The following is a 26,160-nucleotide window of genomic DNA, read 5'->3' on the forward strand; positions in this document are numbered from 1 at the left end:
GCTGTCGGGCTCAGGCGGCGGTGGCTTCGCGGTCGGTCGCGTCCTGCGGCGTGCAGGTCACGCCGCCACAGCCGTGGATCGCCTCGGCCGGCAGGGCGTCGGCGTGGGCCATGGTGCCGGTGGCCGGGTCGAAGCCGACGCGCTGCAGGTGCATGGCCAGCGCCGCGTCCATGCTGTCGGCGTGCTGGGGGAACTACACGGCCAGCTCCTGCGCCATCTGCCGTATCGGCGCCAGATCGCCCGCCTGGCCCAGGGCCAGGCCCTGGCGCAGCACGTCCAGCACCATCCTGTGGTGCGTGGTGTGGCAGTTGCCGGCGGCAAAGCGGGTGGCCAGCATGTAGCGGTCTTCGGCGTCGAAGTGCTGCTGCGTGTGCTCGACCAGCGCGTGCCAGGCCGCCAGCACGCCAGCGTCGTCGGCGGCTTCCACGTCGGCCAGCAGGGTGACGAATTCCTGGTGGGTGGCGTCCATTGCGGCCACGCCAAGGGCGAGTTCGTCGGACCAGAGCAGGGTGGGCATCGGGGTGTTCTCCAGAGGTTGCGGCGAGCCTATCGGCTGGCCCTGACTGCGACCTTGACGCAGGTCAGGCGGAAAGGGTGTCGCGGCAGAGGACTATGCTCACGGCTTTGCCCCGCGCGCCACCGTCATGTTCCTGCCGCCGTTCTCTACCCCCGACCAGTACCTGCGCGATCTGGCGCAGCGCGGCTTTGCCGTGTTGCCGGCGACGGCCGTGCGTGCGCTGTCGGGCGCCGGTGCCACCGGCCTGGCGGCGCTGGCGCCTGACTGGGACCAGCTTGCCCCCGACGAGTACCTGAAGGACGGCGGCCGCTACCGCCAGCGCCGGCATGCCTCGTTCGTCGTGCAGGGTGGGGAGGTGCGCGATGTGCCTTATCGGCCGCACTGGCAGCCGCTGGACTACAACGCGCTGCATGGGGGCATGGAACGTTGGTTCGAGCCCGTCTTGCCAGCCACCCAATCGCGGCCCGACTGGGTGCTGTTGCTGGCGTGGTTGGCTGACGTGGCCGACGCATTGCACGGTGCGCAGCCCTGGTTTGTCGAAACGCACCAGTTCCGCATCGACACCACCGATGGCATCGGCCGCCCCACGCCCGAGGGCGCGCACCGCGATGGCGTCGATCTGGTGGCGGTGTTCCTGGTCGCGCGCCACGCCATCAAGGGTGGCGAAACGCGCGTGTTCGAACTCGACGGCCCCAAGGGCCAGCGCTTCACGCTGGAAGAACCCTGGTCGGTGCTGCTGCTGCAGGACGCGCGCGTGATCCACGAATCGACGCCGATCCAGCCCGCCGAGGAAGGCGGCCACGGCCACCGCGACACGCTGGTGGTGACACTGCGCGCCGGCGGCTTTCTTGACCCCTGCGCTTGACGCGCATCAAACCGCGCGGCAAGGTGCCCCCTGAGAATGAATCTTCACTGACGCGCAAGGAGCGACGCATGTTCAAGCACATCCTGGTGCCCGTCGACGGTTCCGACACGTCGCTGGCGGCCATCGACAAGGCGGCCGGCCTGGCCAAGGCGTTCGGCGCCCAGGTGACGGCCATCTTCGTCATCGACCCGTACCCGTTCACCGGCGTCGGCGCCGACTTCGCCTACGGGCAGGACCAGTACCTGAACGCTGCCAAGGCCGAGGCCGGTGCCGCCATCGAGAATGCCGCCGCGCGCCTGAAGCAGGCGGGCGTCGATGCCGAGACCAAGGTGGTCGAATCGCACGCCGTGTGGCGCGGCGTGCTGGAAGCTGCCGACGCCGCGGGCGCCGACCTGATCGTGATGGGCTCGCACGGCCGCCGCGGGCTGGAGAAGCTGGTGCTGGGCAGCGTGGCGCAAAGCGTGCTGTCGCACACCAGGATCAATACGCTGGTGGTGCGCGGCGCCGATTGATTCCAATTCCAGATCAAAGCTGCCATAGCTCGTCATTCCGGCGCAAGCCGGAATCCAGACGGCGTGTGCGGAGAAACATGGATCCCGGCCTTCGCCGGGATGACGGTGATGGACGCATTGAATGGGAAATGGAATGAGCGGCGCGCTTGGACTTGCTTCTGAATAGATAGCTGTCAGCGCTTGTGTGGCGGGCGCTGCAGCCTGATTTGGCTTGAAATCAGCGGCCCTTTGACCTGGGCGCCGAGCAGCGCGTTCAGCGGCGCGCTGGCCGCCCGCCCGCCGCCTTGGCCGGCGCCGGGTTGAAGGCGGCGCGCTCGGCCACCGTGGCCTCCAGCCGGCGCCCGATGCTGCCGCACACCAGATCGCACAACTCGTGCACGGCCGGATCGGCAATGCGGTAGAGCACGCTGTTGCCCCGGTGCTCGCGCGCCACCAGGCCGTACTGCGCCATCTGCGTCAGGTGGCGCGACACGTTGGCGATGCTCGAATCCACCTGCACGGCGATGTCGCCCACGCTCATCTCGCCCGTGCCCAGCACGTTGAGGATGCGCAGCCGCGTCGGCTCCGACAGCGTGCGGAAATAGCGCGCCACGTGCTCCAGGGCGGCAGGGGGCAGTTGGTTCAGGGTGTTCACGAACGGGCACTCCGGTACAGCAGGGCTGGACGGCAGTCTAGCGGGTGCCTGAGGGAAACCTGTGGTTACGCTATTGCGTATTTGCATGATTGCGCAAATAATAACGCAATGAACCTGAAAAGCAAGTGCTTCGTGTTAGCCCTCGGTCATCGTTCCGCCGCGACGCCGCTGCGCGCGGTGGGCCTGGCGCTCGCCCTGTCGGTGCTGGCCGGGCAGGCGCAGTCGGCCGAGTTGCCGGTGGTGGCGGTGCAGTCTGCCCAGCGGGCGCAGATGGCCACCTACGACGGCCAAGTCGAGGCATTGCGCCAGGCCGTCATCGCCGCGCAGGTGCCCGGCAGCGTGCTGGAGTTGAACGTGCGCGCCGGCGATGCGGTGCGTGCCGGCCAGGTGCTGCTGCGCATCGACGCGCGCGCTGCCGAGCAGAGCGCCGCCGCCAGCAGTGCGCAGGTGGCCGCGGCCCGCGCCGCGCTGGATGTGGCCGCCACCGAGCTGGCCCGCAAGCGCGCGCTGGCGCAGAAGAACTACATCAGCAAGGGCGCGCTGGAACAGGCCGAGAGCCAGTATCGCGCCGCCCAGGCGCAGGTCAACGCGCAGTCGGCGCAGGCCAGCGCGGCGCGCACGCAGACCGGCTTTCACGTGGTGCGCGCGCCGTTCGACGGCATCGTGGCGCAGCTCACCGTGGAGCGCGGCGACATGGCCATGCCGGGCCGCCCCTTGATGACGGTGTACGACCCCGGCGCGCTGCGCGTGACGGCGCACGTGCCGGCCAGTGCCCTCCAGGGCGGCGCCAGCGGCGCGCAGGTGCTGCTGTCGGGCAGCGATGCCGCGGTGGCGCCGGCCCGCGTGCAGGTGCTGCCCACGGTCGATCCGCAATCGCTGACGCAGCAGGTGCGCGTCGATCTGCCGGCGGGCACGGCGGCGGCGCCGGGCCAGTTTGCAAGGCTGCAACTGGCTGGCGCGGCCGTCGATGCGGCGGCGGCCAAGCGCCTGTTCGTGCCGGCCTCGGCCGTGGTGCGCCGCGCCGAGGTGACGGCGGTCTACGTGATGGGCGCCGACAAGCGCCCGCAACTGCGCCAGCTGCGCCTGGGCCCGGTGCAGGGCGATCAGGTCGAGGTGCTGTCGGGCCTGGACGCGGGCGAGCAGCTGATCACCGACCCGCAGGCAGCCACGCGCGTTGTGGCCGGGGGGCGTTGATTCCATGACTTCGCTTCGCTCAATGATTTCGGCTTCGCCATTGATGACGGCGCTGGCGCGCCATGACTCATCTTGGGTCATGCGCCCGCAGGGCGCGTCATCGACGGCCGCAGGCCGAGGTCGTGCGCCGTCAGGGACGGTCATGACTTGCGGTGCCGAGGGCTACTGACATGCAGGAACATCGCATGGGCATTTCGGGCCGCATCGCGGCCTACTTCCAGAGCGCGCAGATCACGCCGCTGCTGGCGCTGGTCGCCTTTCTGCTCGGCCTGTTCGCCGTGTTGGTGACGCCGCGCGAGGAAGAGCCCCAGATCGACGTGACCATGGCCAACGTGATCGTGCCGTTCCCCGGCGCGAGCGCGAAGGACGTGGAGGCCATGGTGGCCACGCCGGCCGAGCAGGTGCTGTCGCAGATGACGGGCGTGGAGCATGTGATGAGCATGTCGCGTCCGGGCGTGGCGGTGGTCACGGTGCAGTTCAAGGTCGGCGTGCCGCGCCAGGCGGCGGTGGTGCGGCTGTACGACACCGTGGGCGCCAACGCCGACTGGCTGCCCAAGGGCCTGGGCGTGCTGCAACCCATCATCAAGCCGAAGGGCGTTGACGACGTGCCCATCGTCGCGCTGACGCTGCACAGCACGCGCGCCGATACCGGCGCCTTCGACCTGGAGCGCGTGGCGCGCAGCGTCGAGGCCGAGATCAAGCGCGTGCCCGGCACGCGCGAGGTGAAGACCGTGGGCGGCCCCGGCCGCGCGGTGATGGTCGAGGTCGATCCCACGCGCCTGGCCGCTGTCGGCCTGACGCTCCACGAGGTGCGCGGCGCTCTGCAGTCGGCCAACATGGGCCTGCCGGTGGGTGACGTGCTGCAGGGCAACCAGGCCATCGCCATCGAGACCGGCCCCTACCTGCACAGCGCCCAGGACGTGGCCGAACTGGTGCTGGCCAGTCGCGGCCGCAAGCCGGTCTATCTGCGCGAAGTCGCCAGCGTGCGCGAAGGCGCGCCCCCGGCCGAACGCTACGTGTGGCACGGCCAGGTGCAGCGCGGCGAAGGTGAAGCGCGCGCGGTTGAAACGCCCGCCGTCACGCTCGCCATCACCAAGAAGCCGGGCGAGAACGCCATCGACGTGGCCAATGCGGTGATGCAGCGCGTGAGCGAGCTGCACGATACGGTGATTCCCCATGATGTGCAGGTCAGCACCACGCGCAACTACGGCGAGACCGCCAACGACAAGGCCACCACGCTGATCAAGAAGCTGCTGTTCGCCACCTTCGCGGTGGTGGCGCTGGTGTTCTTCGCCCTCGGCCGGCGCGAGGCCGCCATCGTCGGCACGGCGGTGATCCTGACGCTGACGGTGACGCTGTTCGCATCATGGGCCTGGGGCTTCACGCTCAACCGGGTGTCGCTGTTCGCGCTGATCTTCTCCATCGGCATCCTGGTGGACGATGCCATCGTGGTGGTCGAGAACATCCACCGCCACCAGCAACTGTTCCCGGGGCGCAGCTTGCGCGAGATCATCCCCGGCGCGGTCGATGAAGTGGGTGGCCCGACCATTCTGGCCACCTTCACCGTCATCGCCGCGCTGCTGCCCATGGCCTTCGTCAGCGGGCTGATGGGGCCGTACATGAGCCCCATCCCCATCAACGCCAGCCTGGGCATGGTGCTATCGCTGATCATCGCCTTCGTCGTCACGCCCTGGCTGGCGCGGCTGTGGATGAAGGCGACGCACCAGCACGACGACGGCAAGGCGGCTGGGCACGGATTGGCGGGCCGATTGGCGCCGCTGTTCGAGCGCATCTTCCGCCCACTGCTCGACGACCGGCGCGGTGGCCGAAACCGCGGCCTGCTGGGGCTGGTGGTGGCGGGCCTGATCGCGCTGTCGGTGGCGCTGCCGGTGGTCGGGCTGGTGGTGCTGAAGATGCTGCCGTTCGACAACAAGAGCGAGTTCCAGGTCATCGTCGACATGCCCGCGGGCACGCCGGTCGAGAAGAATGCTGCTGTTTTGAGAGCGCTTGGCGCTCATCTGGCCACCGTCCCCGAGGTATTGAACTACCAGGCCTATGCCGGTACCGCCTCGCCCATCAACTTCAACGGCCTGGTGCGCCAGTACGACCTGCGCGCCGGCGGCGAAGTGGGCGACATCCAGGTCAACCTGGTGGACAAGGCGCACCGCAAGGACCAGAGCCACCTGATCGCCATGCGCGTGCGCCCCGCGCTGCACGAGATCGGCCGCCGCTTCGGCGCCAACGTGAAGGTGGTCGAAGTGCCGCCCGGCCCGCCGGTGCTGGCACCCATCGTGGCCGAAATCTACGGGCCGGAGGAGGCGGGCCGTCGCGACGTGGCCAAGGCCGTGCGCGCGGTGTTCGAGGCCACGCCGGGCGTGGTCGATGTGGACGATTCCACCATCACCGCCGCGCCCAAGACGCTGCTGCTGGTCGACCGCACCAAGGCCGCGCAACTGGGCGTGACGCAGCAGGCCATCGCCAGCACGCTGCGCATGGGCCTGTCGGGCGACGCCGCCACCTACCTGCACGATGCCAGCCGCTACGCCGTGCCGGCGCTGATTCAGCTGCCGCCCGAGCTGCATGGCAGCCTGGATGCGCTGCTGCAACTGACGGTGCGCAGCCAGAGCGGCGCGGCGGTGCCAATCCGCGAGCTGGTGACGGTGAGCGACACGGTGCGCGAGCAGCCGATCTACCGCAAGGACCTGCTGCCGGTCGTCTTCGTCGTCGGTGACATGGCGGGCACCAAGAAGGGCGACATGGACAGCCCGCTCTACGGCATGTTCCAGATGCGCTCGAAGATTGCCGAACTCCAAGGCCCCGATGGCGGCCCGATCGACGAGTACTTCATCCAGCAGCCCTCCAACCCCTACGCCGGCTACGCGCTCAAGTGGGACGGCGAGTGGCAGATCACCTACGAGACCTTCCGCGACATGGGCGCCGCCTACGCCGTCGGCCTGATCCTGATCTACCTGCTGGTGGTGGCGCACTTCGGCTCGTACCTCATGCCGCTGATCATCATGGCGCCGATTCCGCTCACCGTCATCGGCGTCATGCCGGGGCACGCGCTGCTGGGCGCGCAGTTCACCGCCACCAGCATGATCGGCATGATCGCGCTGGCCGGCATCATCGTGCGCAACTCGATCCTGCTGGTCGACTTCATCCACCTGCAGCTCGCCGAGGGCGTGCCCGATTCGGCGCGGGGCCGCTCCCAAGCCGAAGCAGCCCCCTCGGGGGGCAGCGCACCACGCGCAGCGGGGGAGCGTGGGGGGATAAGTTTCAAGCGCGCCATCGTGCAGAGCGCCATCACGCGCGCCCAGCCGATTGCGCTGACCGCGCTGGCCGCCATGATCGGCGCGCTGTTCATCCTCGACGACCCGATCTTCAACGGCCTGGCCATTGCGCTGATCTTCGGCATCCTGGTGTCCACCGTGCTCACGCTGGTGGTCATCCCCATCCTCTACTACGTCGCCTACTGCCGGAGTCATGAGTCAAATCAGGCTCCAGCGCCCGTCCCGCCTGCGCAAGCAGCTACTTGAAAAGGAGCAAACAGAATGACATCGTGGCAACTTACCCGCCTCATCGGCGGTACCTTCATCCTGCTTTCGCTGGCGCTGGGCGTGCCCAGCAGCCCCATCTTCCATTCGACGAACTGGCTGTGGTTCACCGCCTTCGTCGGCGCCAACTTCCTGCAAAGTGGCATCACCAACTGGTGCCTGATGGAAACCATCATGCGCAAGATCGGCGCCCGTGCATCTTGATTCAAGGAGAAACCCATGGTTGAAAACTACAAGGAACTGATCGCTTCCGTATCCGCCAACACCGCCAAGCTGCGCAAGGGCATCCCCGATGTCATGCAGGGCTTCAACGCCATGGCGGGCGCTGCCGGCAAGGACGGCGTGCTGGACGCCAAAACCAAGGAACTGATCGCCATGGCGCTGTCGGTGGCCGCGCGCTGCGACCCGTGCGTGGGCTACCACGCCAAGGCGCTGGTCAAGCTGGGCGCCACACGCGCCGAACTGGATGAGATGCTGGGTATGTGCGTCTACATGGGTGGCGGCCCGTCGCTGATGTACGCCGCCGCGGCCATTGCCGCCTACGAGGAGTTCGGCGGCGAGAAGGCCACATGAGCATGCGCCGCGCCTGGTTGCGCCATGGTCTGGGCATCGGCCTGCTGGGGCTGGGCGCGCTGCCCGCCACCGCGCAGGACCTGCTCACCGTGTGGCGCGCTGCCGAGCAGCACGACCGCACGCTGGCCGTGGCCCGTGCCGAGCACGCGGCGGCGCAGACCAAGCGCGAACAGGCCGAGGCGCTGTGGCGCCCCAACGTGATGCTGGGCCTGGGCGCCGGCCTGGGCGCCAGCGACACGCGCATGAAGGGCGCGCAGTTCTCGGCGCCCGGCTTCGGCACGTCCGAGGGCGTGGACTTCGCCACCTCGGTGCATGCCGGGCTGGCCACGCGCGCCAACCTGATCGCGCAGCAGCCGCTGGTCAACCGTGGCCGCGAGGCTGCCCGCGCACAGCTGGAACTGGGCGCCGAGATGGGCGACACCGCCTGGCGCGCCGCCCGCAACGAGCTGTTGCTGCGCACCGCCGAGCGCTACTTCGCCCTGGCCGTGGCGCAGGAGCAGTTGCGCGTGACCGAGCGCCAGGCCGAATCGGTGGCGCGCGCCACCACCGAGGCGCACGACCGTTTTGAACTGGGCGACGTGCCCGTGACCGACACGCATGAGGCCGATGCGGCTCTCGCCGGCGTGCGTGCGCAGGTCGAGGCGGCGCGCCTGCAGCGCGACCTGACGCGCCAGTCGCTGGCCGACAGCACCGGCCTGCCGCTGCCCGTGGCGCAACTGCCCGCGCAAACCCAGGCACTGGGCGAATCGCTGCAAGCCTGGATCGACGCCGCGCAGGCGGCCAACCCGCAGGTGCAGCTGGCCGCGCATGGTGTGCGCATGGCCGAGCAGGAACTGCGCAAGCGCCGCGCAGGCGACAGCGTGTCGGTGGACTTGGTCGCACAGGCCGGCTTCGACCGGCTGGGCGGCCGGGGCGAATTCGGCTCGGCCAGCAACCGCAACGCCAATGCCATGGTCGGCGTGCAGGTCAACATCCCCCTGTACGACGGCGGCATGAGCCGCGCCCAGGCCAGCGAAGGCGCACGCCTGCTGGACAAGGCCCAGGCACAGCTGGAACAGGCCCGCGAGCAGGTGGCCGAGCAGGTGCGCGCTGCCTGGCTGGGTTGGCAGGCGGGCGAGGCCCGCGTGGCCGCACTGCAGGACGGCCTGAAGGCCAGCGCCGCGCGGCTCGACGCCACCCGCACAGGACGCGAGCTGGGCGACCGCACGCTGATGGACGTGCTGAACGCCGAGAACGACCATGCCCGCGCCACGCTGGCGCTGGCCGAGGCGCGCACCGGGCAGATGCAGCAGCGCCTGCGCCTGGCCGCGCTGGCCGACCGGCTGGACGAGCCCCTGATGGCGAAGCTCAGCGCTGCGCTGGCACCCGTGCCAGCGGCGGCGCCGCCAGCGCCGCCCGCTGCCGTCGTGCCGGCAGCCACCCCCGCGCGTGCGCCGCGCAAGGACCGCAAATGACCGCCGCCACCCACGCCCCCATCGTCGTGCTCGGCACCGGCTTCGGTGCGCTGTCCACCGTGCGCGCGCTGCGCGCGGGCGGCTGCACCGATCCGATCACGATGATCGGCCCGCGTGCAGAACTGCATTACCTGCCGGGCACCATCTGGATTCCCAGCGGCCTGCGCACGCGCGCCGACCTGGTGGTGCCGCTGGGCAACTTCTTCCAGCGCATGAACGTGCAGCACCATCAGGCCAGCGTCACCGGCCTGTCGGATGACGGGCGCGTGGTGCACACCACGGCGGGCGATGTGGCCAACCACGCGCTGGTCATTGCCAGCGGTGCGCGCTTCATCCGCAAGCTGCCGGGCATCGAGCACGCCGTCGTGCCCTGCGAAGGCATCGACGCCGCCGAGCGCGTGCGCGACCGTTTGCGCGCCATGGACGGCGGCACCATCGCCATCGGCTTCGGCGCCAACCCCCACGAGCCAAGCGCCGTGCGCGGTGGGCCGATGTTCGAGTTCCTGTTTGGCATCGAGCGCCAGTTGCGCCGCGAGGGCCGGCGCGAGCAGTTCAAGCTGGTGTTCTTCAACCCCTCGCCCAAGCCCGGCATCCGCCTGGGCGAGAAGACGGTGGCGCAACTGCTGGCGCGCATGCAGCGCCAGGGCATCGAGACGCACCTGGGCCACAAGATGCTGCGCTTCGAGGCCGACAAGGTGGTCACCGAGGGCGGCGAGTTCGCGGCCGATCTGATCCTGTTCATGCCGGGGCTCACCGGGCCGGCCTGGCTGGAGCACTCCGCGCTGCCGCGTTCGCCCGGCGGCATGGTGGCGGCCGATGCGCAGTGCCGCGTGGCCGGCTTCGAGCGCGTCTACGTGGTCGGCGACAGCGGCAGCTTTCCCGGCCCCGACTGGATGCCCAAGCAGGCCCACATGGCCGATCTGCAGGCCGAGGCCGCGGCGCACAACCTGCTGGCCGAGCTGGCGGGCGGGCGGGGCGAGCGCGGCTTCAAGGTCGAACTGGTCTGCATCATCGACGCCATCGACCAGGGCACGCTGGTCTACCGCACCGAGCAGCAGCAGATCGTGCTGCCGCCCAACCGCCTGATGCACTGGGCCAAGCGCAGCTTCGAGCGGCGCTACCTGAGGCACTACCAATGAAGGCCGTGCCGTGCCAGTCGATTTGAATCAACCCACCACCAAGGAGACACCATGACCGAACGCTCCCACCGCGGGCCCACGCGCCCGCCATCCCGCCGCGACATGCTGCGCGCCATGGGCGCCGCGCCCATCGCCGTCGGCGCCCTGCAGGCCGCCCCTGTCGCGCAGGCGCAGACCAGCAACAGCAAGGCGCACATCGTGATCGCCGGCAGCGGCCTGGGCGGCATTGCCGTGGCCAGCCGCCTGCGCGCGCTGCTGCCGCAGGCGAAGATCACCATCGTCGACGCCAAGCAGGAGCACAACTACCAGCCCGGCTACACCCTGGTGGCCAGCGGCGTGTGGCCGATCGAGAAGGTGCGCGACCGCAACGCCGACTTCATCCCTGCCGGCGTGGAATGGGTGCAGGAGATGGTGGCCGCGTTCGACCCCGCCAGCAACAGCCTGACCACCACCAGCGGCCAGAAGATCGGCTACGACTACCTCGTCGTCGCCACCGGCCTGCACCTCGACTATGCGCAGATCGAAGGCATGGACGTGGCCGCCATCGGCCAGAACGGCATGGGCAGCGTTTACGCCAGCCCGCAGGCCGCGCTGGCCACCTGGCAGGCCATGGACGCCTACCGCGCCAAGGGCGGCCAGGCCGTGATGACGCTGCCGCCCGGCGCGCTGAAATGCGCCGGCGCGCCGCTGAAGATGACCTTCATGATCGCCGACCGCCTGCGCCAGGCCGGCACCATGGGCCAGTCGAAGGTGGACTTCTACAGCGCGCTGGCCGACGACACCGTGTTCGGCGTCAAGGCCGTCAACGACAACGTGCTGGCGCGCTGGAAGGCGCTGGGCATCAACACCCACTACCTGCAGAAGCTGGTGGCGGTGGACCTGGGCGCGCGCAAGGCCGTCTTCACCTCGCCCGAGGGCGAGCGCACCAGCGTCGACTACGACTTCCTGCACGTGGTGCCGCCCATGCGCGCGCCCGACGTGGTGAAGAACAGCGACCTGTCGGCCAAGCAGGGCCCCATGGCCGGCGGCGGCTGGCTGGAGGTGAGCAAGGACACGCTGCAGCACCTGCGCTACCCCAACGTGTTCGGCGTGGGCGACATCAACGGCACGCCGCGCGGCAAGACGGCGGCCACCGTCAAGAAGAGCGCGCCGCTGGTGGCGCACAACCTGGCGCGCGTGATCGCGGGGCAGCCGGCCGACCAGATCTTCGACGGCTACACCTCGTGCCCGATGATCGTGCGCGAAGGCTCGGCCATGCTGATCGAGTTCGACTACGAGGGCAAGCTCACGCCCTCGCTGCCGATGATCGAGCCGCTGCAGGAGAGCTTCATGGCCTGGTTCATGAAGTACCGCCTGCTCAAGCCCGCCTACATCGCGGTCATGAAGGGCCGCGTGTGACCACGCACTGAACCAAGGAGACACGAACCATGTATGAAATCTGGCTGATGCTGAACATCGTGTGGGAACTGGCCCTGTCCATCTGGCCCTGGCTGCTGGCGCTGGCCGTGCTGTGGCTGGTGCTGCTGGCCATGGCGCGCGGCGGCCGCGGCGCCGACTGGCGCGCCTGCCTGCCCAAGGCCGTGGCCCTGGGCGCGCTGCTGGGCGTGGTGATCTTCTTCGTCACCCCGCTGTGGAGCAAGTCTGGCCTGGGCGAAATGAAATACTGGGTCGACTGGGCCAACCTGATCGGCATCGCCGTGGCCTGGGCTGCCGCCGGCACGCTGTTCGCGTGGCCGCTGCTGACCTGGCTGCGCAAGTCGCGCCAGCGCCCGTCGCTCGTCTGACGGTTATTCTTCGTCCTGCAAACCAAAGGAGCTTGTTATGAAACTCAACGTCGGCGGCATCGACCGCATCCTGCGCATCGTCGTCGGTCTGGTGCTGATCGCCCTGGCCGTCACCGGCACCGTGGGCTGGTGGGGCTGGCTGGGCGTGATCCCGCTGGCCACCGGCCTGTTCCGCTTCTGCCCCGCGTACACGCTGCTGGGCATGAACACCTGCCCGATCAAGGACCGCAGCTCGACCTGAGCGGCGCCGTCTGCGCCATGAAAAACGCCCGCAGATGCGGGCGTTTTTTTCAGCCGTTTCACGCGGCTGCCTCAAGAATGATAGGGGGTATATGGTTTTTGCGCTTGTCTGGCGGGCGCTACCGAGTATCTATAGGGAGAGTATAAGGAAGAAAAGCTCCACTGAAGGAGCGGCCTTGGCCGCGATGTGGCGATGGATCAGGCGGATGCACCCCATCGCGGGCGAACCCGCTCCCGCACAAAAGCAGCCACTCCACGCGTCATCGAAAGGCAGCGGAGCAGGCCATGCCAGCGGCAGCCGTGCCCGGACCTGCGCCGGGCACTGGCTGCGTCCCCCCTCGCGCAGCAGAGGGGGGAAGGCGCGTCAGCGCCTCAGGGGGGTGTCACTCAATCTTTACGCCCGCATCGCGCACGATCTTCTCCATGCCCTGGTAGTCGCGCTGCAACTGCTGGGTGAAGGCTTCGGGCGTCATCGCCAGCGGCTCGGCGCCCTGGTCGTGGATGGCCTTCTGCATCTCGGGCGTGGCCAGCAGCTTGTTCACCGCGCCGTTCATCTGCGCCACGATGGGGGCGGGCGCACCGGCCGGCATCAGCAGGCCGTACCAGGTGCTCATGTCGAAGCCGGCGTAGCCGCTTTCGGCCACGGTGGGCACGTCGGGCAGGCTGGTGCTGCGCTTGGCCGAGGTGACGGCCAGCGGGCGCAGCTTGCCCGCCTTGACCTGCGCCATGGCCGACGGCACCGACGACACCAGCAGGTCCACGTTGCCGGCCAGCGCGTCCATCAGCGCCGGGTTGGAGCCCTTGTAGGGCACGTGGCGCAGCTTGATGCCCGCGGCCTTCTCGAACTGGTCGCCCGCCAGGTGGATGGTGGTGCCGTTGCCGGGCGAGCCGTAGGTCACGGTGTCGGGCGCGGCCTTGGCGGCGGCCACCACGTCGGCCAGCGTCTTGTATTTGCTGTTCATACTGGTGGCGATGATCACGGGCGACCAGGCCACGTGCGCCACGGGCGTGAAGTCCTTCACCGGGTTCCACGGCAGGCTCTTGTACAGCCAGGGGCCGACGACCAGGTTGTCCTTCTGGCCCATCACCATGTCGTAGCCGTCGGGCTTGCCCTTGGCCGCTTCGGTGATGCCCAGCGTGCCGCCGGCGCCGGCCTTGTTATCGGGCACGATGGTCCACTGGTTGGCCTCGGTCAGCTTCTGCGCCACCAGCCGGCCCAGGATGTCGGTGCCGCCACCGGGCGGGAAGGGGATGACCATGCGGATGTTCTTGGTCGGGTAGGTCTGGGCGTGGGCGGCGGAGGCGATCAGGCCGATGGCCAGGGCAGAGGCGATTGGGCGGAACATCTGGGGCGGGCTTTCTGTAAGAAGTGAAACTGGATGGGCAATGTTAGCGCGCTGCGGGGTCTTGCGCAGGCGCTGACCCTGCCGCGGCGGTTGACCATGAAAAACGCCCGCTGGCGCCGGTCCAGCGGGCGTGGGCAGCTATCTGCCGGATAGCGGATTACATGCGCTCGAAGATCGCCGCAATGCCCTGGCCGCCGCCAATGCACATGGTGACCAGCGCGTATTGGCCCTGGATGCGCTGCAACTCGTACAGCGCCTTCACGGTGATCAGCGCGCCGGTGGCGCCGATGGGGTGGCCCAGCGAGATGCCCGAGCCGTTGGGGTTGACCTTGGCCGGGTCGGCGCCCAGGCCCTTGGTGACGGCGCAGGCCTGCGCGGCGAAGGCCTCGTTGGCCTCGATCACGTCCATCTGGTCGATCTTCATGCCCAGCTTCTTCAACAGCATCTGCGTGGCCGGCACGGGGCCGATGCCCATGGTCTTGGGCTCGACGCCGGCGTGCGCGTAGCCCACCAGGCGGGCCAGCGGCTTGGCACCGCGCGCCTTGGCGGCGCCGGCTTCCATCAGCACCACGGCGGCGGCGGCGTCGTTGATGCCGCTGGCGTTGGCGGCCGTGACGGTGCCGTTCTCCTTCACGAACACCGGCTTCATCTTCTGGAAGTCCTCCAGCTTGGCGCCGGCGCGGAAATGCTCGTCCTTGTCGAAGGTGACGTCGCCCTTGCGGCCCTTGCTGACCACGGGGACGATCTGGTCCTTGAAGCGGCCCTCGGCCCAGGCCTTTTCGGCGCGCTGGTGGCTTTCCAGTGCCAGCGCGTCCTGGTCCTCGCGCGTGATGCCGTGCTCGGCCGCCACGTTCTCGGCCGTCACACCCATGTGGATGGTGTGGAACGGGTCGTGCAGCGCGCCGACCATCATGTCGATCATCTTGGTGTCGCCCATGCGCGCGCCGAAGCGCGTGGCCAGGCTGGCATAGGGCGCGCGGCTCATGTTCTCGGCGCCGCCGCCGATGGCGACGTCGTAGTCGCCCAGCAGGATGCCCTGGCTGGCCGACACGATGGCCTGCAGGCCCGAGCCGCACAGGCGGTTCACGTTCATGGCCGGCGTCTCCTTGGGGCAGCCGCCGTTGATGGCCGCCACGCGCGACAGGTACATGTCGCGCGGTTCGGTGTTGACGACGTGGCCGAAGACCACGTGGCCCACGTCCTTGCCCTCGACGGCAGCGCGCGCCAGCGCCTCCTTGACGACGAGCGCGCCCAGATCGACGGTGGGGGTGTCCTTCAGGCTGCCGCCAAAGGTTCCGATGGCGGTGCGCACACCGCTGACGACGACGACTTCACGTGCCATGACTTGGTTCTCCTGGTTGGTTCTCGGGGTGGGGTTGTAAGGGTCTTGCCCCCACAGTATGCCGCCATCCGGCTGCGGGCCGCTGACAGCGCCGCGCCGAATGTGACAGTCATCAAATCATCACAATCTGAGAATATCGTGAAGGGTTGCGATGAATCGCCTGGAGCACCGACCGTGAGCGAAGAAGAACTGATGCGCCGCCTGCGCGGCGACCTGCTGGACGGCTTTGACGAAGAGCTGGAGATGGAGCTGGAAGACCGCAACATCGACGCGGTGGCCGGCGTGCTGACCGATTCGGCCGACTACAAGGCGGCGCGCCAGCAGTATTTCCGCGAGCTGTTCCGCCTGCAGGGCGAACTGGTGAAGCTGCAGGACTGGGTGGCCACCACCAAGCGCAAGGTGGTGATCGTGTTCGAGGGGCGCGACGCGGCCGGCAAGGGCGGCGTGATCAAGCGCATCACCCAGCGGCTGAACCCGCGCGTGGCCCGCGTGGTGGCGCTGCCGGCGCCCAACGACCGCGAGAAGACGCAGTGGTACTTCCAGCGCTACGTGCCGCACCTGCCGGCAGGTGGCGAGCTGGTGCTGTTCGACCGCAGCTGGTACAACCGCGCCGGCGTCGAGCGCGTGATGGGCTTTTGCACCGACGACGAGCTGGAGGAGTTCTTCCGCACCGTGCCCGAGTTCGAGAAGATGCTGGTGCGCTCTGGCATCGTGCTGATCAAGTACTGGTTCAGCATCAGCGACGAGGAGCAGAACCTGCGCTTCCTCGGCCGCATCCACGACCCGCTGAAGCAGTGGAAGCTCAGCCCCATGGACCTGGAAAGCCGCCGCCGCTGGGAGGACTACACCAAGGCCAAAGAGGACATGCTGCAGCGCACGCACATCCCCGAGGCGCCGTGGTGGGTGGTGCCGGCCGACGACAAGAAGAAGGCGCGGCTGAACTGCATCACGCACCTGCTGAGCCAACTGCCGTATCAGGAAGTGGAGCGCCCCGAAGTCGTGCTGCCGCCGCGCGTGCGCCACGAGGACTACGTGCGCCACCCGGTGCCCGACAGCATGATCGTGCCGCAGGTGTTCTGACCCGCCGCACCGCGCGGCTTTGGCCGCGCGCCTGCAGGCCTGCCCCGGGCTTGGGTAGGATGCGCCGGAAGGGGCCGGGCGCCACACCACCCGTGGGCGCCGCGGCCGTGTTTCATGGTTCCGATTTCCGAGGGCACCCCATGACGAGCGATTTCCTGCAACAGGTCGACGAACGCGCCCAGGGCGCCCTGGCCTCGGGCGACCTGCAACCCCTGGTCACCGAACAGACCGAGCTGGTCGATGGCGGCCTGCGCTTTCTGGCGCGCTCGGTGTCTACGCTGGCGGGCAAGCGCACGCTGATTCCCGGCGGCCCGCGTGATCCGAACTTCAACCCTTTTCTCTCGCCCGATCCGGCGCTCACCGTGGGGCCGCTGGGCGATGCGCACACGGCGATCCTGAACAAGTTTCCGATCTCGGCGCGCCACCTCGTCATCGCGACGAAGACGTTCAGCGAGCAACTCGAACCGCTGGACCGCAGCGACTTCGCCGCGCTGGCGCGCGTGCTGGTGGCTGCCGGCGGGCTGGGCTTTCACAACGGCGGCACGGCCGCGGGCGCCAGCCAGCGCCACAAGCACCTGCAGTGGATTCCGCGCGCCGAAGGCAACGCCAGCCTCGACCTGTGGTGGCCCGGCCTGCCGGCCGACGCGGCGCCGCTGGCCACGGCGCAGCACCCGCAACTGGCCGTGCGGCACTGCTTCGTGCGCATCGCCGGCGGGCCGGGCGTGTCGGTCGAGGCGTTGGCCGACAGCCTGCACGCCGGCTACACGCGGGCGCTGGCGCAGCTCGGGCTGGCGCCCAACGGCAGCGGCCTGCTGCCGCCCTCCAACCTGCTGATCGCCGACGGCTGGCTGCTGCTGGTGCCGCGCAGCCGCGAGCATTTCGAGGGCGTCTCGGTCAACGCGCTGGCCTTCGGCGGCACCTTCTACGCGCAGGAGGCCGACAAGCTGGCCGCGCTGAAGGCGGCCGGGCCGCTGGCGGCGCTGGCGGCCGTGGGGGTTTGAGCCGTGCTGCGGCTGGCTGGGTGATTCCGTTTTCACCTCAAGGCGTCAACCATCGTCATCCCGGCGAAAGCCGGGATCCATGCGTTCCGCACGTGCGTCGTCTGGGTTCCGGCTTGCGCCGGAATGACGGGATTCATGTGGTTTCGATCTGGACATGGAATGAGCCCGCAGGCGCGAAGGGGCGGCGCTGCCAGCGGGGCTGCGGCGCTTCGCGGCTTCCGCCGCTCCTACAGGATCATGGGGAGTATCGGTTGTCAGCGCCAGAATGACGGGCGCTGCAGGCTGACTATATGGGGAGTATCTGGTGATTCGAAGCCGCATCACGCCGTGCGGACATCTGCCACCGGCTCGGCACCGAAGTCGGCGCGCGCCAGGTAGGCCAGCACGCGCCGCGCCGCGTCGTCCGCGCTGGTGAGCTGGCCGCCGCGCTTCAGCTGCTCGAAGCTGCCGCGATCGGGAAAGGCCGCCGCATCGGCGCCGCGCAATTGCACCTGCATGTCGGTGTCGATCACGCCCGGCGCCAGCGAGCACACCTTGGCACCGTTGGGCACCAGCGCCTCGTCCAGCGCCAGGCAGCGGGTGAAGTGGTCCATGCCCGCCTTGGCCGCGCAGTAGGCGGCCTGCGAGGCCATGGCGCGCCGGCCCAGGCCGGACGAGATGTTGAGCACCTTGCGCACGCCCGGCCAGGCGCGCGTGGCGTGCAGAAAGGCGGCGGTCAGCTGCATCGGCGCCTCCAGCCCCACGCGCAGGGCGTTGGCCAGATCGGCCGGCGCGGCGTCGCGCAGCGGCACGATGGCGGGGATGACGCCGGCGTTGTTGATCAGCGCGCTGCTGGCGAAGGCGGCGCCGTCGTGCGCGGCCAGCCAGTCGGCCAGGCGCGCGGCCACGGGGGCGGCGTCGGCCAGGTCGGCGGACCATTGCGTCAGCGTGGCACCCGCGGCGGCGGCGCGGCTGGCCAGCGCCTCGTCGGGCCGGCGCGCCAGCGTCAGCACGGTGTGGCCGGGCGCCAGCAGCTGCCCGGCCATGGCGTGGCCCATGCCGCGCGAGGCGCCGGTGAGGATGAACAGGTGGCGGGTGGTGGCGGCGGTCATGGCGTTGAAGTCTTGCAGGGAAAAAAGAAAAGGGTGCTGCAATCTATGCAGCACCCTGGGTCGGGTCAGGCGGGGCGGTGTTCACAGCGCCCCGCGTGGCCGTGGCGGGGGTCAGGGCAGGGAGATCGGCGTGATCTTGCTGCCACCCACCGAAACGCCGGCTTCCAGGCCCACGTTGGTCAGCGTGAAGCTGGTGATGGGCTGCTGCAGGGTCTTGGTGTCGACGTGGCCGTTGGCGCCCACGGTGCCCACGGCGACGGTGGCGTCGGCATCAGCCGTCCAGCCCTTGCTGGCGCGGAACTTCTGCAGCGCGTCGGCCGTGTTGAACACGTAGATGACCGATTTGGACTGGCCGCCGGCCTGGAAGCCGATGGAGCCGCTGGTGGTGCTGTAGTAGTTCACCGTCTGGCCGCCCACGCGCAGCGCGCCGCGGCCGTGTTCGGCGCCGACGACGAACGAGCCGCCCACGACGGCCGGGAACACCAGCACGCCCGCGGCCTTGGACACCATTTCACGCGTGCCCGGCACGGTGCTGTACAGGCGCGACAGGGTTTCGTTGACCGAGGTCTCCATCGACGCGCGGCTGACGGCCGGGGTGGCCTGGCTGTCCTTGGTGGTGGTGGTGCAGCCGATCAGCGCGATGCTGCCCAGGCCCAGGGCAGTGGCCAGGCCGATGCTGCGCAGGTTGAAGTTTTTCATGAGGTGTGTCCTTTGTTTCGTGAGTCAGATTGACGACGTGCAAACTGTAGAGCGCGCGCCGCGGCCGAGGCGTAGGACAGCAGCCCGCGACCTTGTGGCAACCGGCGCCAGGGCGTTGTGCGGGGCGCGCCAGCGCGTGCGGCGCAGCGGCGTTAGGCCAGCACCACCAGCGTGTAGTCGGCGTGCAGGCCGTCGGGGCCGGGCGAGTAGGGGCGGGTGAGGGCGCGGCGGCCCGGTTCGTCGAGCCGGCGCCACAGGAAGTCGCGCGCGTTGCCCGGATCGCCTTCGACGTACAGCTGCGTCGTCAGCAGCTCGTGCCGGCCCAGCCGCACCTTCACGTGGATGTGCGGCGTGCGCCCGCTGTAGGGCGCGGGGCGGATGGTGCGAAAGCGCCAGGCGCCATCGGCGCCCACGGTGACGCGGCCAAAGCCCTGGAACGCCGCGTCGGCCCGCCCGCCGTCGCGCGGATGGTGGTAGCGGCCCTGCTGGTCGCACTGCCAGATTTCCACCTGCGCGCCGCTCACCGGCCGGCCGTCGACGTCCAGCACGCGCCCTTCGACCTGCGCCGGCGTGCCCTGCGTGTACCGCTGCGCGCCGTTGCGCAGCAGGTCGTGGTCGCTGTCGGTGGGCAGCTCGACGGGGTAGAACGGGCCTTCGGTCTGCTGCGGCGTGGGGCGCAGGCGCTCGGCCGGCTGGGCGATGGCGCCGCGCCACACCCAGGGCGCGGCCAGCAGCGCGGCCGCGGCGTGGCGGCGGGTGAGGGGCGGGCGCGGGTGGGTGGTCATGGGCGGCTTCCGGTCGGTGCAGGGTGCGAGTCGCGCGCCGCCAGGCAAGTTCCTGCGCGGTGGCTGATGGGTGCGGTCTTGCTTGCGTCGCACCCAGTCTCCAACAGCGTTTTAGGAGCGGGCTTGCCCGCGATCAAGCGTTGGTAGCGGCGAGGCGCCTCATCGCGGGCAAGCCCGCTCCCACACAGCGAAAGCGGTGCGCGCGTCATGAGAAATCAATTTTGATAGCTGCCGGCGCTTGCCCCGCCTGCGCTGCAGGCCGAAAACGCTTAGAAAGGCACGTCGCTCCGCAGGTCGAGAGTGTGTCCGCTCACCGGATGCTCAAGCCGCAAGGCGCAGGCGTGCAGCATCAGCCGTGGGGCCGTGTCGGGGGCGCCGTACAGCGCATCGCCGACGATGGGGTGGCCGAGTGCCAGCAGGTGCACGCGCAGCTGGTGCGAACGGCCGGTGACGGGCTCCAGCGCCAGGCGCGCGGTGTCGGTGGCGGCATTGTGCGCCAGCAGGCGCCAGCGCGTGCGGCTGGGCTTGCCGCTGGCGTGGTCGACCTTGCTGCGCGGGCGGTTCGGCCAGTCGACGATCAGGGGCAGGTCGATCTCGGCCCAGCCGTCCGCATCCGTGGCGGCGCTGGGCCGGCCGTGCACCAGCGCCTCGTAGCGCTTGTGCACGCGGCGCTCGGCAAAGGCGCTGCTGAGCGCGCGCTGCACGGCGGCGCTGCGCGCCATCAGCAGCAGGCCGCTGGTGGCCTGGTCGAGCCGGTGCACGATCAATGCACCGGGCCAGCGCCGTTGCGCGCGGGTGCTCAGGCAGTCGGCGTTCTGCGGCCCGCGGCCCGGCACCGACAGCAGGCCAGCCGGCTTGACCAGGGCCAGCAGGTGCGCGTCCTCGTGCAGCACCTCGACATCGTCCACGGCTGCGACAGGCGCCGCCGGCTGGGCGCCGGCTGCTGCGTTTTCAGGAGCGTCTGGCGGGTTCAAGCGGCCAGCGCCTGCGCCAGTTCGTCAGGCCCCACGCTGCGCGCGGCGCCGAAGCCGGCCACCTGCCGCGCGCCGGTGAGCTGCAGCGTGACGAAGCGGAAATCGGGTAGCGCCGTCATCGGCTCGACATCCGGAAAGCGCGCCAGGTAGGCCCTGCGCGCCGTGACCCAGTCGGCCGAGCCGGGCGCCGGCGTGCTGGCCAGCCCCTGCAGCGTGACGCGGGCCAGGTCGTGCACCGGCGCGTCGTCGGCATCGGCGGCGGTGACCAGCAGCGACACGCGCGGCTCGGCCGCCATGTTGGCGGTGTGCGCCGCCAGCCCGCTGACGTGCAGCACCAGCTGCTGCGTGGCGGTGTCGATGGCGTAGGGCACCATCGACACGAAGGCGCCGCCGCCCTGCGCGTCCAGCGTGCCCAGCGCCGCGTGGCGCCGCGCCTGCAGCAGCGCGCGCAGTGCGAGGCCGAGGCGGGGCAGGTGCGGGGTGGTCATGGTGTGGAGCTGAAGGGAAGCGGGCTGGCCGCAACGCCGCGTGGACTGTAGCATTCGCCGAGCCGGCGGCGGCATCGACGGCGCCGGGCTTTCAAGCCCAGTGTGCAGGCGGGGTATGGGGAGTATGAGTCGTTAGCGCTTGATTGATGGGCGCTTTCGGATAGGGTGTTGGGGAGTATCTGATCGATCTCTGCCGGCGAGGCCGTCCATCGCGGGCAAGCCCGCTCCCACAAAGAGCCGTGCCAGTTCATCCGTCGCACGGCTTCCAAAAAAGCAGCGCCTCAGCCATGTCGAGTGGCCGCGGAGCAGGCCAGGCCAGCGGCCGCCGCGGCCGGACTTGCGCCGGCCGCTGGCGGCGTCCCCCCTCCTGCAGGAGAGGGGGGAAGCGGCGTCAGCCGCTCAGGGGGGTGTTCACATGACTTTGCACAACTCGAACACCAGCGCCGGCCCCAGCGACTGGTTCAGCGCGCCGGCCGCCACGTGGCCGGTGGAGACGGCGCCGACGGTCGAGGCCTGGAATTCGGGCGCGCCCGCCTGGTCGTGGATCTCGACGAAGGCGGTGGGCGTGGCGGCGCGGCGCTGCAGGTCTTCGCGCAGGCGCTCGATGGCGCCGGCGTGGACCGAGCCGTCGTAGATCACGGCATCCGGCAGGTGCTGGGTGGCCAGGCGCTCGGCCTGGCGCATGTCCTCGGCGGCGTCCAGGATCAGCCCGTAGCCGGCCAGCGCCTGCAGGCACTGCGCGCGCCGCTGCGCGTGGCCGGTGACCAGCAGCACGCGGCAGCCCTGGATGACGGCCGACACGCTGGACGGGCCGACCGAGGTCTCGACGGCGCTGGCCAGCTGGTCCTCCGACACCTGCGCCAGGTCGAGCGTGACGCGCACGTGGTCATCGCGCGTGTCGAGTTGCGACACCGCGCCCACCGCGTGCGCCAGCTGGTGCCACAGCGTCCAGCGGATGCTGCGCCACACCGGCTCGGGCACCTCGGCCGGGTTGCACCAGGCGGCCACGCGCAGGCGCGGGCGGCTGGTGCGGCCGGATTTGTCGACGGTGATGGTGACGCTGGCCGCCATCTGGCCGGCCCACTGCACCAGTTCGTCGACCAGCATGTAGAGCATGCTGGAGTCGGCGTACACGCGGGTGTGGGCCAGGCCCTGGCGCACGCCGATCTGGCGGCGCGCCAGCCAGTCGGCGCGGGCCGTCAGCACGGCGCGCACCACGTCGGCCAGGTTGAGCACTTCGCGCTGCTGCGGTGGCGGGTCTTCGCACAGCCGCAGCACGTGCTGCGCGGCCATGCCGGCCTGGCGCGCGCGCTCGACCGATTCGGTCACGGGGATCAGGCTGCGCACCAGGCTGGGCTCCATGCGGTTCAGGCGCTCGAGCTGCTCGCTGGCGGCGTTGAGCGACATGGCCACTTCCTGGCCCAGCTGGCGCACCACGTCGGGCCAGGACAGGTTGCCGCCGCCGCCCGCAAGGGGCGCCGCCGCGTGGTCGGCGGATGCCGTGTCACCCGCCTCGCGGCGGCGCGCGCCCGGTTTGGGGGTGAACCAGTTGAAAGCCATGTGCCGCTCCCGTGCTTGCTGTTGTTTCGGTGGCGCGGCCCGGCGTGGCTGCCAGGGCAGGCGCGTGCAAAACAGTATAGGGGCGCCACATAGGCAGCGCGTGACCGCCGGGGCGCCGCGCGCCGCCGGTCGTCGGGTGGGGGCGGGGGTATGGGTGCCGGTGCAGGCGCTCAGGGCCGCAGGCTGCTGCTGCTGGCCTGGCGCATCTGCAGCACTTCCAGCGGCGTCACCTCGGGCGCGTGCTGGCCCCAGGCGTTGCGGATGTGGCTGATGACGGCGGCGATCTCGGTGTCGTTCAGCGTCAGCGTGAACGGCGGCATGCCATAGGGGCGCGGGCGCCCCGCCGTGGCCGGGCCGAAGCCGCCGTGCAGCATCACCTGCAGCAGGTTCTGCGTGTGCGGCATGGTGACGGCGCGGTTGCCGGCCAGCGCCGGGTAGGCGCCGGGCACGCCCTCGCCCTGTTCGCCATGGCAGCTGGCGCAGTGCTGGCCGTACAGCTTTTCGCCCGCCTGGGCCAGGCGCGTGGGCGTGGCGGCGGGCGCGGCAGCGGGGGCCGATGGGGCCGGCGACAGTGCTTTCAGGTAGCCGGCCATGGCCTGCAGGTCGGCGTCGTTCAGGTACTGCGTGCCGTGGAACACCACTTCCGCCATCGGCCCGCTGGCGTGGCCGCGGGCCGAGTGGCCGGTCTTGAGCAGTTGCACGATGTCCTCCACCGGCCACTGGCCCAGGCCGGCCTCGTGCGGCGCGGTGAGCGAGGGCGCATACCAGCCTTGGGCCGGCATCAGGCCGCCGTCCAGCCGCTGCCAGTCGGCGCCGCCCAGGCGGTCGCGCGGCGCATGACAGGCCGAGCAGTGGGCCACGGCGTGCACCAGGTAGGCGCCGCGGCGCTGCGGATCGGCGTGCACGTTGTCGGCCGGCGCATCGCCGGGGCGGAAGTACAGCGCCCGCCACACCGCCAGCGCCGCCTGCGTGCTGTAGGGCCAGCGCAGTTCGTGCGCCGGCACCTGCGTGCGCGTCGACGGCAGGCTGCGGAAGTAGGCGAACAGCGCATCGCTGTCGGCGCGCGTGAGCAGCGTGGTGTGGGTGTACGGGAAGGCCGGGTACAGCAGCCGCCCGTCGGCCGAGCGGCCATGGTGCAGCGCGCGCCAGAAGGCGGCGGCGCTCCAGCGGCCGATGCCGGTGTCGGGGTCGGGCGTCAGATTGCCGGCGTACAGCGTGCCGAAGGGCGTGGCGATGGGCTTGCCGCCGGCCGCTGGAACGCCGCCACGCGCGGTGTGGCAGGCCAGGCAATTGCCGGCGCGCGCCAGGTAGGCGCCGCGCGCCAGCACCGCGGCATCGGCGGCCATGGGCTCGGCGGCGTCGATGTCCACGCCGTCGTTGTAGTTCAGGTGCCAGAGCACGCCCGTGGCCAACCCCGCCAGCAGCACCAGCGCAAGCAGGGCGCGGCGAAGCAGCCTCAACGCGCGGCTCCCGGCGCGGGCGCGGTGCCGCACTTCAGGTCGGCGGCGTCGCCGGGCAGGGCGCCGCGAGCGGCGGCGGGGCGCGCATCGGCCGGCACCGGCTGGCTGGCCAGCCAGCTGACGACGGCGTAGGCGTCGCGATCGGACAGGCGCTGCACGATGCTGGCCATGCAGTCGGGCGCGTGCGCGCGGCGCTGCCCGGTGCGCCAGCCGCCCAGCTGCGCCATCAGATAGTCCGCCGGCAGGCCCAGCAGGCCGGGCGTGTCGGGCAGGGCGCCCATCAGCGCCGGGCCATGGCACTGGACGCAGGCCGGCAGGCGCTGGGCGGCATCGCCGTTCAGCGCCAGATCGCGCCCGCGCGCCAGCACGGCGGGCGGCGGCGGGCTGGCCAGCGGCGCGGGCGGCGGGTAGGGCGCCTGCATGGCGGCGAAGTGGCGCGCGATGTCCATCAGGTACTCGTCGCTCAGCACGTCGACCATGCGCGTCATCAGGCCGTAATGGCGCCGGCCGTCGCGGAAGTTGAGCAGCTGGTTGTACAGGTAGCCCGCCGGCTTGCCGGCCAGGCGCGGGTAATAGCCATCAGGCCCGGCGCGGCCCTGCTCGCCATGGCAGGCGGTGCAGGCCAGCGTGCGCTGGGCCATGCTGTCCTCGAACGGCCTGGCGGCCTGCGCGGCGCCGGCCAGCAGCAGCGCGCCCAGCAGTGCGCCCAGCCGCCGCCGCCAACGATCACCGCACAACGATTTCGGCACGGCGGTTCTTCGGTTCCTCGACTTCGTCGGCGGTTTGCACCACCGGCTCGCGCTCGCCGCGGCCCACGGCCTCCACCCGGTTCGGGTCGAAGCCACGATCGATGACGAGCTGGCGCACCGCCTGCGCGCGCTGCAGCGACAGCGTGTCGTTCGATTCGACGCTGCCCACGCGGTCGGTGTGGCCGATGATGATGACCTCGCCGCCCGGCCGCTCGGTGGCGCGCGCCAGCACGTCGGCCAGCTCGGCGCTGGATTCGGGCGTGAGTTGCGCGCCGCCCGGCATGAACAGCAGCGTGAAGCGCTGCTCGGCCGCTGGCTGCACCGACAGCAGTTGGCCGTAGCGCTTTTCAACCTGCTGCGCATCGGTCTGCGCGGTGTCGACGCTGCCGCTGGAAGCCACCTCGGCCACGGCATAGGGCTGGGCCAGCACCACCTGGCCTTGCCGGGCCTGCACGGTCACGGCTGCGGTCGGCACGCCTTCCTGCGGCAGCAGCACCACGCGCGTGGCCGGCGCGCAGGCGGCCAGCGCCAGCAGCGCGGGTGCCAGCAGGGCGATCAGGCGCCGGCTCATGGGTTTTCCTCCACGATGAAATCGGTGCCGCGCACGCCGATCACGGTGGTGGGCGTGGTCACCTTCACCTGCTCGGGCTTCAGCTTGGCGATCAGCCCCGTGGCCATGCGCAGGCTGCCGCGCACCAAATTGACCAGCATGCTGCCTTCCTGCGTGGTGCTGTTGAAGGCGAATTCGGACAGGTCCATCACGCTGTCGGGGCCCACGGCCAGCACGGTGCCGTCCTTCAGCGTCAGCGAGGCGGCGCTCTTCGGCCCGGTGACGATGCGGTCGGTGGTCTGCACGCCGGCGCCCACCACGGCGGCGCTGCGGGCGTTGCCGCGCACCACGGTGACCTCGCCCTGCACGGCCTTGAAGGTGCCTTCGCGCGCATCGCCCGTGGGCTGCGGCATGGCGGCCGGGGCGGGGGCAGGGGCCGGTGCGGCAACCGGCGCGGCCGGCTGCTGCGCCCAGGCCTGCGCGGCCAGGCACAGCGACAGGCACGCCAGCCAGCGCGGAGCCTTGTGGATATCGAAGCGCATGGAGAACTCCGTTGGAAAAATCACACG

The 26,160-nt window shown here is 70.4% G+C and carries 26 protein-coding genes and 1 pseudogene; 13 read left to right on the plus strand and 14 right to left on the minus strand.

Translation table 11 applies throughout. The features are described from left to right. Positions 1–10: 10 nt before the first annotated feature. Positions 11–517, minus strand: a pseudogene (locus ACFSCU_RS09730) (hemerythrin domain-containing protein). Positions 518–644: 127 nt separating this feature from the next. Here ACFSCU_RS09730 and ACFSCU_RS09735 point away from each other — a divergent pair. Together ACFSCU_RS09735 and ACFSCU_RS09740 are read left to right on the plus strand one after the other, a co-directional pair. Then, positions 645–1,382 carry a 2OG-Fe dioxygenase family protein gene (locus ACFSCU_RS09735; protein ID WP_180551090.1) on the plus strand — a complete coding sequence of 246 codons (738 nt, stop codon included), beginning with the start codon at positions 645–647 and terminating at the stop codon, positions 1,380–1,382. A 68-nt stretch (positions 1,383–1,450) separates the two neighbouring features. Continuing rightward, on the plus strand, positions 1,451–1,894 hold the full coding sequence (locus tag ACFSCU_RS09740; RefSeq protein ID WP_180551091.1) for a universal stress protein: 444 nt from the start codon (positions 1,451–1,453) through the stop codon (positions 1,892–1,894). A 253-nt stretch (positions 1,895–2,147) separates the two neighbouring features. On the opposite strand, the gene ACFSCU_RS09745 is transcribed toward ACFSCU_RS09740, so the two are convergent. Continuing rightward, positions 2,148–2,528: an ArsR/SmtB family transcription factor gene (locus tag ACFSCU_RS09745; protein WP_308645869.1), complete on the minus strand. Its 381-nt coding sequence runs from the start codon at positions 2,526–2,528 to the stop codon at positions 2,148–2,150. 108 nt (positions 2,529–2,636) lie between these two features. Between ACFSCU_RS09745 and ACFSCU_RS09750 the strand changes: the two genes are divergently transcribed. The 9 genes from ACFSCU_RS09750 (at position 2,637) to ACFSCU_RS09790 (ending at position 12,467) form a co-directional block, all read left to right on the plus strand. Beyond that, on the plus strand, positions 2,637–3,722 hold the full coding sequence (locus ACFSCU_RS09750) for an efflux RND transporter periplasmic adaptor subunit (RefSeq protein ID WP_377560562.1): 1,086 nt from the start codon (positions 2,637–2,639) through the stop codon (positions 3,720–3,722). A gap of 170 nt (positions 3,723–3,892) precedes the next feature. After that, the gene (locus ACFSCU_RS09755) at positions 3,893–7,258 is read left to right on the plus strand and encodes an efflux RND transporter permease subunit (protein WP_377560563.1); all 3,366 of its coding nucleotides are present in this window, start codon (positions 3,893–3,895) and stop codon (positions 7,256–7,258) included. A gap of 15 nt (positions 7,259–7,273) precedes the next feature. After that, positions 7,274–7,480, plus strand: a complete 207-nt coding sequence (locus tag ACFSCU_RS09760) for a YgaP family membrane protein (RefSeq protein ID WP_180551093.1) — start codon at positions 7,274–7,276, stop codon at positions 7,478–7,480. 15 nt (positions 7,481–7,495) lie between these two features. Further along, the gene (locus ACFSCU_RS09765) at positions 7,496–7,849 is read left to right on the plus strand and encodes a carboxymuconolactone decarboxylase family protein (RefSeq protein ID WP_180551094.1); all 354 of its coding nucleotides are present in this window, start codon (positions 7,496–7,498) and stop codon (positions 7,847–7,849) included. Next, complete coding sequence (locus tag ACFSCU_RS09770; protein WP_377560565.1) at positions 7,846–9,303, plus strand: TolC family protein; 1,458 nt, start codon at positions 7,846–7,848, stop codon at positions 9,301–9,303. Before ACFSCU_RS09765 ends, ACFSCU_RS09770 begins: the two co-directional genes overlap by 4 nt. Beyond that, entirely contained in the window at positions 9,300–10,442 is a 1,143-nt protein-coding gene (locus ACFSCU_RS09775; protein ID WP_377560567.1) for an NAD(P)/FAD-dependent oxidoreductase, read from the plus strand. Before ACFSCU_RS09770 ends, ACFSCU_RS09775 begins: the two co-directional genes overlap by 4 nt. Before the next feature lie 51 nt (positions 10,443–10,493). Next, entirely contained in the window at positions 10,494–11,840 is a 1,347-nt protein-coding gene (locus ACFSCU_RS09780) for an NAD(P)/FAD-dependent oxidoreductase (RefSeq protein WP_257645828.1), read from the plus strand. 29 nt (positions 11,841–11,869) lie between these two features. Then, a complete protein-coding gene (locus tag ACFSCU_RS09785; RefSeq protein WP_180551095.1) occupies positions 11,870–12,226 on the plus strand; it encodes a hypothetical protein in 357 nt (118 codons plus the stop codon). A 37-nt stretch (positions 12,227–12,263) separates the two neighbouring features. After that, entirely contained in the window at positions 12,264–12,467 is a 204-nt protein-coding gene (locus ACFSCU_RS09790; protein ID WP_180551096.1) for a YgaP family membrane protein, read from the plus strand. A 382-nt stretch (positions 12,468–12,849) separates the two neighbouring features. Here ACFSCU_RS09790 and ACFSCU_RS09795 read toward each other — a convergent pair whose 3' ends face one another. Together ACFSCU_RS09795 and bktB are read right to left on the minus strand one after the other, a co-directional pair. After that, positions 12,850–13,812 (minus strand): Bug family tripartite tricarboxylate transporter substrate binding protein, encoded by a 963-nt coding sequence (locus ACFSCU_RS09795; RefSeq protein WP_180551097.1) that lies wholly within the window; start codon positions 13,810–13,812, stop codon positions 12,850–12,852. Between the two features lie 157 nt (positions 13,813–13,969). Then, positions 13,970–15,154, minus strand: coding sequence for a beta-ketothiolase BktB (gene bktB, locus ACFSCU_RS09800; protein WP_180551098.1), 1,185 nt, complete (start codon positions 15,152–15,154; stop codon positions 13,970–13,972). A gap of 192 nt (positions 15,155–15,346) precedes the next feature. On the opposite strand from bktB, the gene ppk2 reads away from it, so the two are divergent. Further along, positions 15,347–16,234 carry a polyphosphate kinase 2 gene (gene ppk2 / locus ACFSCU_RS09805; protein WP_377560912.1) on the plus strand — a complete coding sequence of 296 codons (888 nt, stop codon included), beginning with the start codon at positions 15,347–15,349 and terminating at the stop codon, positions 16,232–16,234. Positions 16,235–16,374: 140 nt separating this feature from the next. Further along, positions 16,375–17,235, plus strand: a complete 861-nt coding sequence (locus ACFSCU_RS09810) for an ATP adenylyltransferase family protein (RefSeq protein ID WP_180551099.1) — start codon at positions 16,375–16,377, stop codon at positions 17,233–17,235. A gap of 320 nt (positions 17,236–17,555) precedes the next feature. On the opposite strand, the gene ACFSCU_RS09815 is transcribed toward ACFSCU_RS09810, so the two are convergent. From ACFSCU_RS09815 to ACFSCU_RS09860, 10 genes are all read right to left on the minus strand, one after another. Further along, complete coding sequence (locus tag ACFSCU_RS09815) at positions 17,556–18,326, minus strand: SDR family NAD(P)-dependent oxidoreductase (protein ID WP_377560569.1); 771 nt, start codon at positions 18,324–18,326, stop codon at positions 17,556–17,558. Between the two features lie 111 nt (positions 18,327–18,437). Further along, positions 18,438–19,025, minus strand: a complete 588-nt coding sequence (locus ACFSCU_RS09820; protein ID WP_333705503.1) for a BPSL1445 family SYLF domain-containing lipoprotein — start codon at positions 19,023–19,025, stop codon at positions 18,438–18,440. A gap of 152 nt (positions 19,026–19,177) precedes the next feature. Next, on the minus strand, positions 19,178–19,810 hold the full coding sequence (locus tag ACFSCU_RS09825) for a dioxygenase family protein (protein ID WP_377560571.1): 633 nt from the start codon (positions 19,808–19,810) through the stop codon (positions 19,178–19,180). A gap of 269 nt (positions 19,811–20,079) precedes the next feature. Further along, positions 20,080–20,718, minus strand: a complete 639-nt coding sequence (locus ACFSCU_RS09830; RefSeq protein WP_377560913.1) for an RluA family pseudouridine synthase — start codon at positions 20,716–20,718, stop codon at positions 20,080–20,082. 62 nt (positions 20,719–20,780) lie between these two features. Then, on the minus strand, positions 20,781–21,272 hold the full coding sequence (locus ACFSCU_RS09835) for a pyridoxamine 5'-phosphate oxidase family protein (protein ID WP_180551103.1): 492 nt from the start codon (positions 21,270–21,272) through the stop codon (positions 20,781–20,783). A gap of 411 nt (positions 21,273–21,683) precedes the next feature. After that, a complete protein-coding gene (locus ACFSCU_RS09840) occupies positions 21,684–22,832 on the minus strand; it encodes a hypothetical protein (protein WP_180551104.1) in 1,149 nt (382 codons plus the stop codon). Positions 22,833–23,002: 170 nt separating this feature from the next. Next, positions 23,003–24,292, minus strand: a complete 1,290-nt coding sequence (locus ACFSCU_RS09845) for a c-type cytochrome (protein WP_180551105.1) — start codon at positions 24,290–24,292, stop codon at positions 23,003–23,005. Continuing rightward, on the minus strand, positions 24,289–25,041 hold the full coding sequence (locus ACFSCU_RS09850) for a c-type cytochrome (RefSeq protein WP_377560572.1): 753 nt from the start codon (positions 25,039–25,041) through the stop codon (positions 24,289–24,291). The genes ACFSCU_RS09845 and ACFSCU_RS09850 overlap by 4 nt, the downstream gene beginning before the upstream one ends. Next, complete coding sequence (locus ACFSCU_RS09855) at positions 25,019–25,612, minus strand: OmpA family protein (protein WP_180551106.1); 594 nt, start codon at positions 25,610–25,612, stop codon at positions 25,019–25,021. Before ACFSCU_RS09855 ends, ACFSCU_RS09850 begins: the two co-directional genes overlap by 23 nt. Further along, on the minus strand, positions 25,609–26,133 hold the full coding sequence (locus tag ACFSCU_RS09860; protein WP_180551107.1) for a FecR family protein: 525 nt from the start codon (positions 26,131–26,133) through the stop codon (positions 25,609–25,611). Before ACFSCU_RS09860 ends, ACFSCU_RS09855 begins: the two co-directional genes overlap by 4 nt. Positions 26,134–26,160 lie beyond the last annotated feature (27 nt).

It is taken from the genome of Ottowia beijingensis, assembly GCF_042680925.1.
Classification (GTDB): Bacteria; Pseudomonadota; Gammaproteobacteria; order Burkholderiales; family Burkholderiaceae_C; genus Ottowia; species Ottowia beijingensis.

Excerpts from the sequence above, each read along its gene's own strand:
- ACFSCU_RS09810 (WP_180551099.1), top strand. The coding sequence starts at position 16,375 with ATGACGAGCGATTTCCTGCAACAGGTCGACGAACGCGCCCAGGGCGCC.
- ACFSCU_RS09840 (WP_180551104.1), bottom strand. The coding sequence starts at position 22,832 with ATGGCTTTCAACTGGTTCACCCCCAAACCGGGCGCGCGCCGCCGCGAG.
- ACFSCU_RS09825 (WP_377560571.1), bottom strand. The coding sequence starts at position 19,810 with ATGACCACCCACCCGCGCCCGCCCCTCACCCGCCGCCACGCCGCGGCC.
- ACFSCU_RS09790 (WP_180551096.1), top strand. The coding sequence starts at position 12,264 with ATGAAACTCAACGTCGGCGGCATCGACCGCATCCTGCGCATCGTCGTC.
- bktB (WP_180551098.1), bottom strand. The coding sequence starts at position 15,154 with ATGGCACGTGAAGTCGTCGTCGTCAGCGGTGTGCGCACCGCCATCGGA.
- ACFSCU_RS09785 (WP_180551095.1), top strand. The coding sequence starts at position 11,870 with ATGTATGAAATCTGGCTGATGCTGAACATCGTGTGGGAACTGGCCCTG.
- ACFSCU_RS09740 (WP_180551091.1), top strand. The coding sequence starts at position 1,451 with ATGTTCAAGCACATCCTGGTGCCCGTCGACGGTTCCGACACGTCGCTG.
- ACFSCU_RS09760 (WP_180551093.1), top strand. The coding sequence starts at position 7,274 with ATGACATCGTGGCAACTTACCCGCCTCATCGGCGGTACCTTCATCCTG.
- ACFSCU_RS09835 (WP_180551103.1), bottom strand. The coding sequence starts at position 21,272 with ATGACCACCCCGCACCTGCCCCGCCTCGGCCTCGCACTGCGCGCGCTG.
- ACFSCU_RS09735 (WP_180551090.1), top strand. The coding sequence starts at position 645 with ATGTTCCTGCCGCCGTTCTCTACCCCCGACCAGTACCTGCGCGATCTG.
- ACFSCU_RS09770 (WP_377560565.1), top strand. The coding sequence starts at position 7,846 with ATGAGCATGCGCCGCGCCTGGTTGCGCCATGGTCTGGGCATCGGCCTG.
- ACFSCU_RS09750 (WP_377560562.1), top strand. The coding sequence starts at position 2,637 with ATGAACCTGAAAAGCAAGTGCTTCGTGTTAGCCCTCGGTCATCGTTCC.
- ACFSCU_RS09765 (WP_180551094.1), top strand. The coding sequence starts at position 7,496 with ATGGTTGAAAACTACAAGGAACTGATCGCTTCCGTATCCGCCAACACC.
- ACFSCU_RS09795 (WP_180551097.1), bottom strand. The coding sequence starts at position 13,812 with ATGTTCCGCCCAATCGCCTCTGCCCTGGCCATCGGCCTGATCGCCTCC.
- ACFSCU_RS09820 (WP_333705503.1), bottom strand. The coding sequence starts at position 19,025 with ATGAAAAACTTCAACCTGCGCAGCATCGGCCTGGCCACTGCCCTGGGC.
- ppk2 (WP_377560912.1), top strand. The coding sequence starts at position 15,347 with ATGCGCCGCCTGCGCGGCGACCTGCTGGACGGCTTTGACGAAGAGCTG.
- ACFSCU_RS09815 (WP_377560569.1), bottom strand. The coding sequence starts at position 18,326 with ATGACCGCCGCCACCACCCGCCACCTGTTCATCCTCACCGGCGCCTCG.
- ACFSCU_RS09755 (WP_377560563.1), top strand. The coding sequence starts at position 3,893 with ATGCAGGAACATCGCATGGGCATTTCGGGCCGCATCGCGGCCTACTTC.
- ACFSCU_RS09860 (WP_180551107.1), bottom strand. The coding sequence starts at position 26,133 with ATGCGCTTCGATATCCACAAGGCTCCGCGCTGGCTGGCGTGCCTGTCG.
- ACFSCU_RS09855 (WP_180551106.1), bottom strand. The coding sequence starts at position 25,612 with ATGAGCCGGCGCCTGATCGCCCTGCTGGCACCCGCGCTGCTGGCGCTG.
- ACFSCU_RS09780 (WP_257645828.1), top strand. The coding sequence starts at position 10,494 with ATGACCGAACGCTCCCACCGCGGGCCCACGCGCCCGCCATCCCGCCGC.
- ACFSCU_RS09775 (WP_377560567.1), top strand. The coding sequence starts at position 9,300 with ATGACCGCCGCCACCCACGCCCCCATCGTCGTGCTCGGCACCGGCTTC.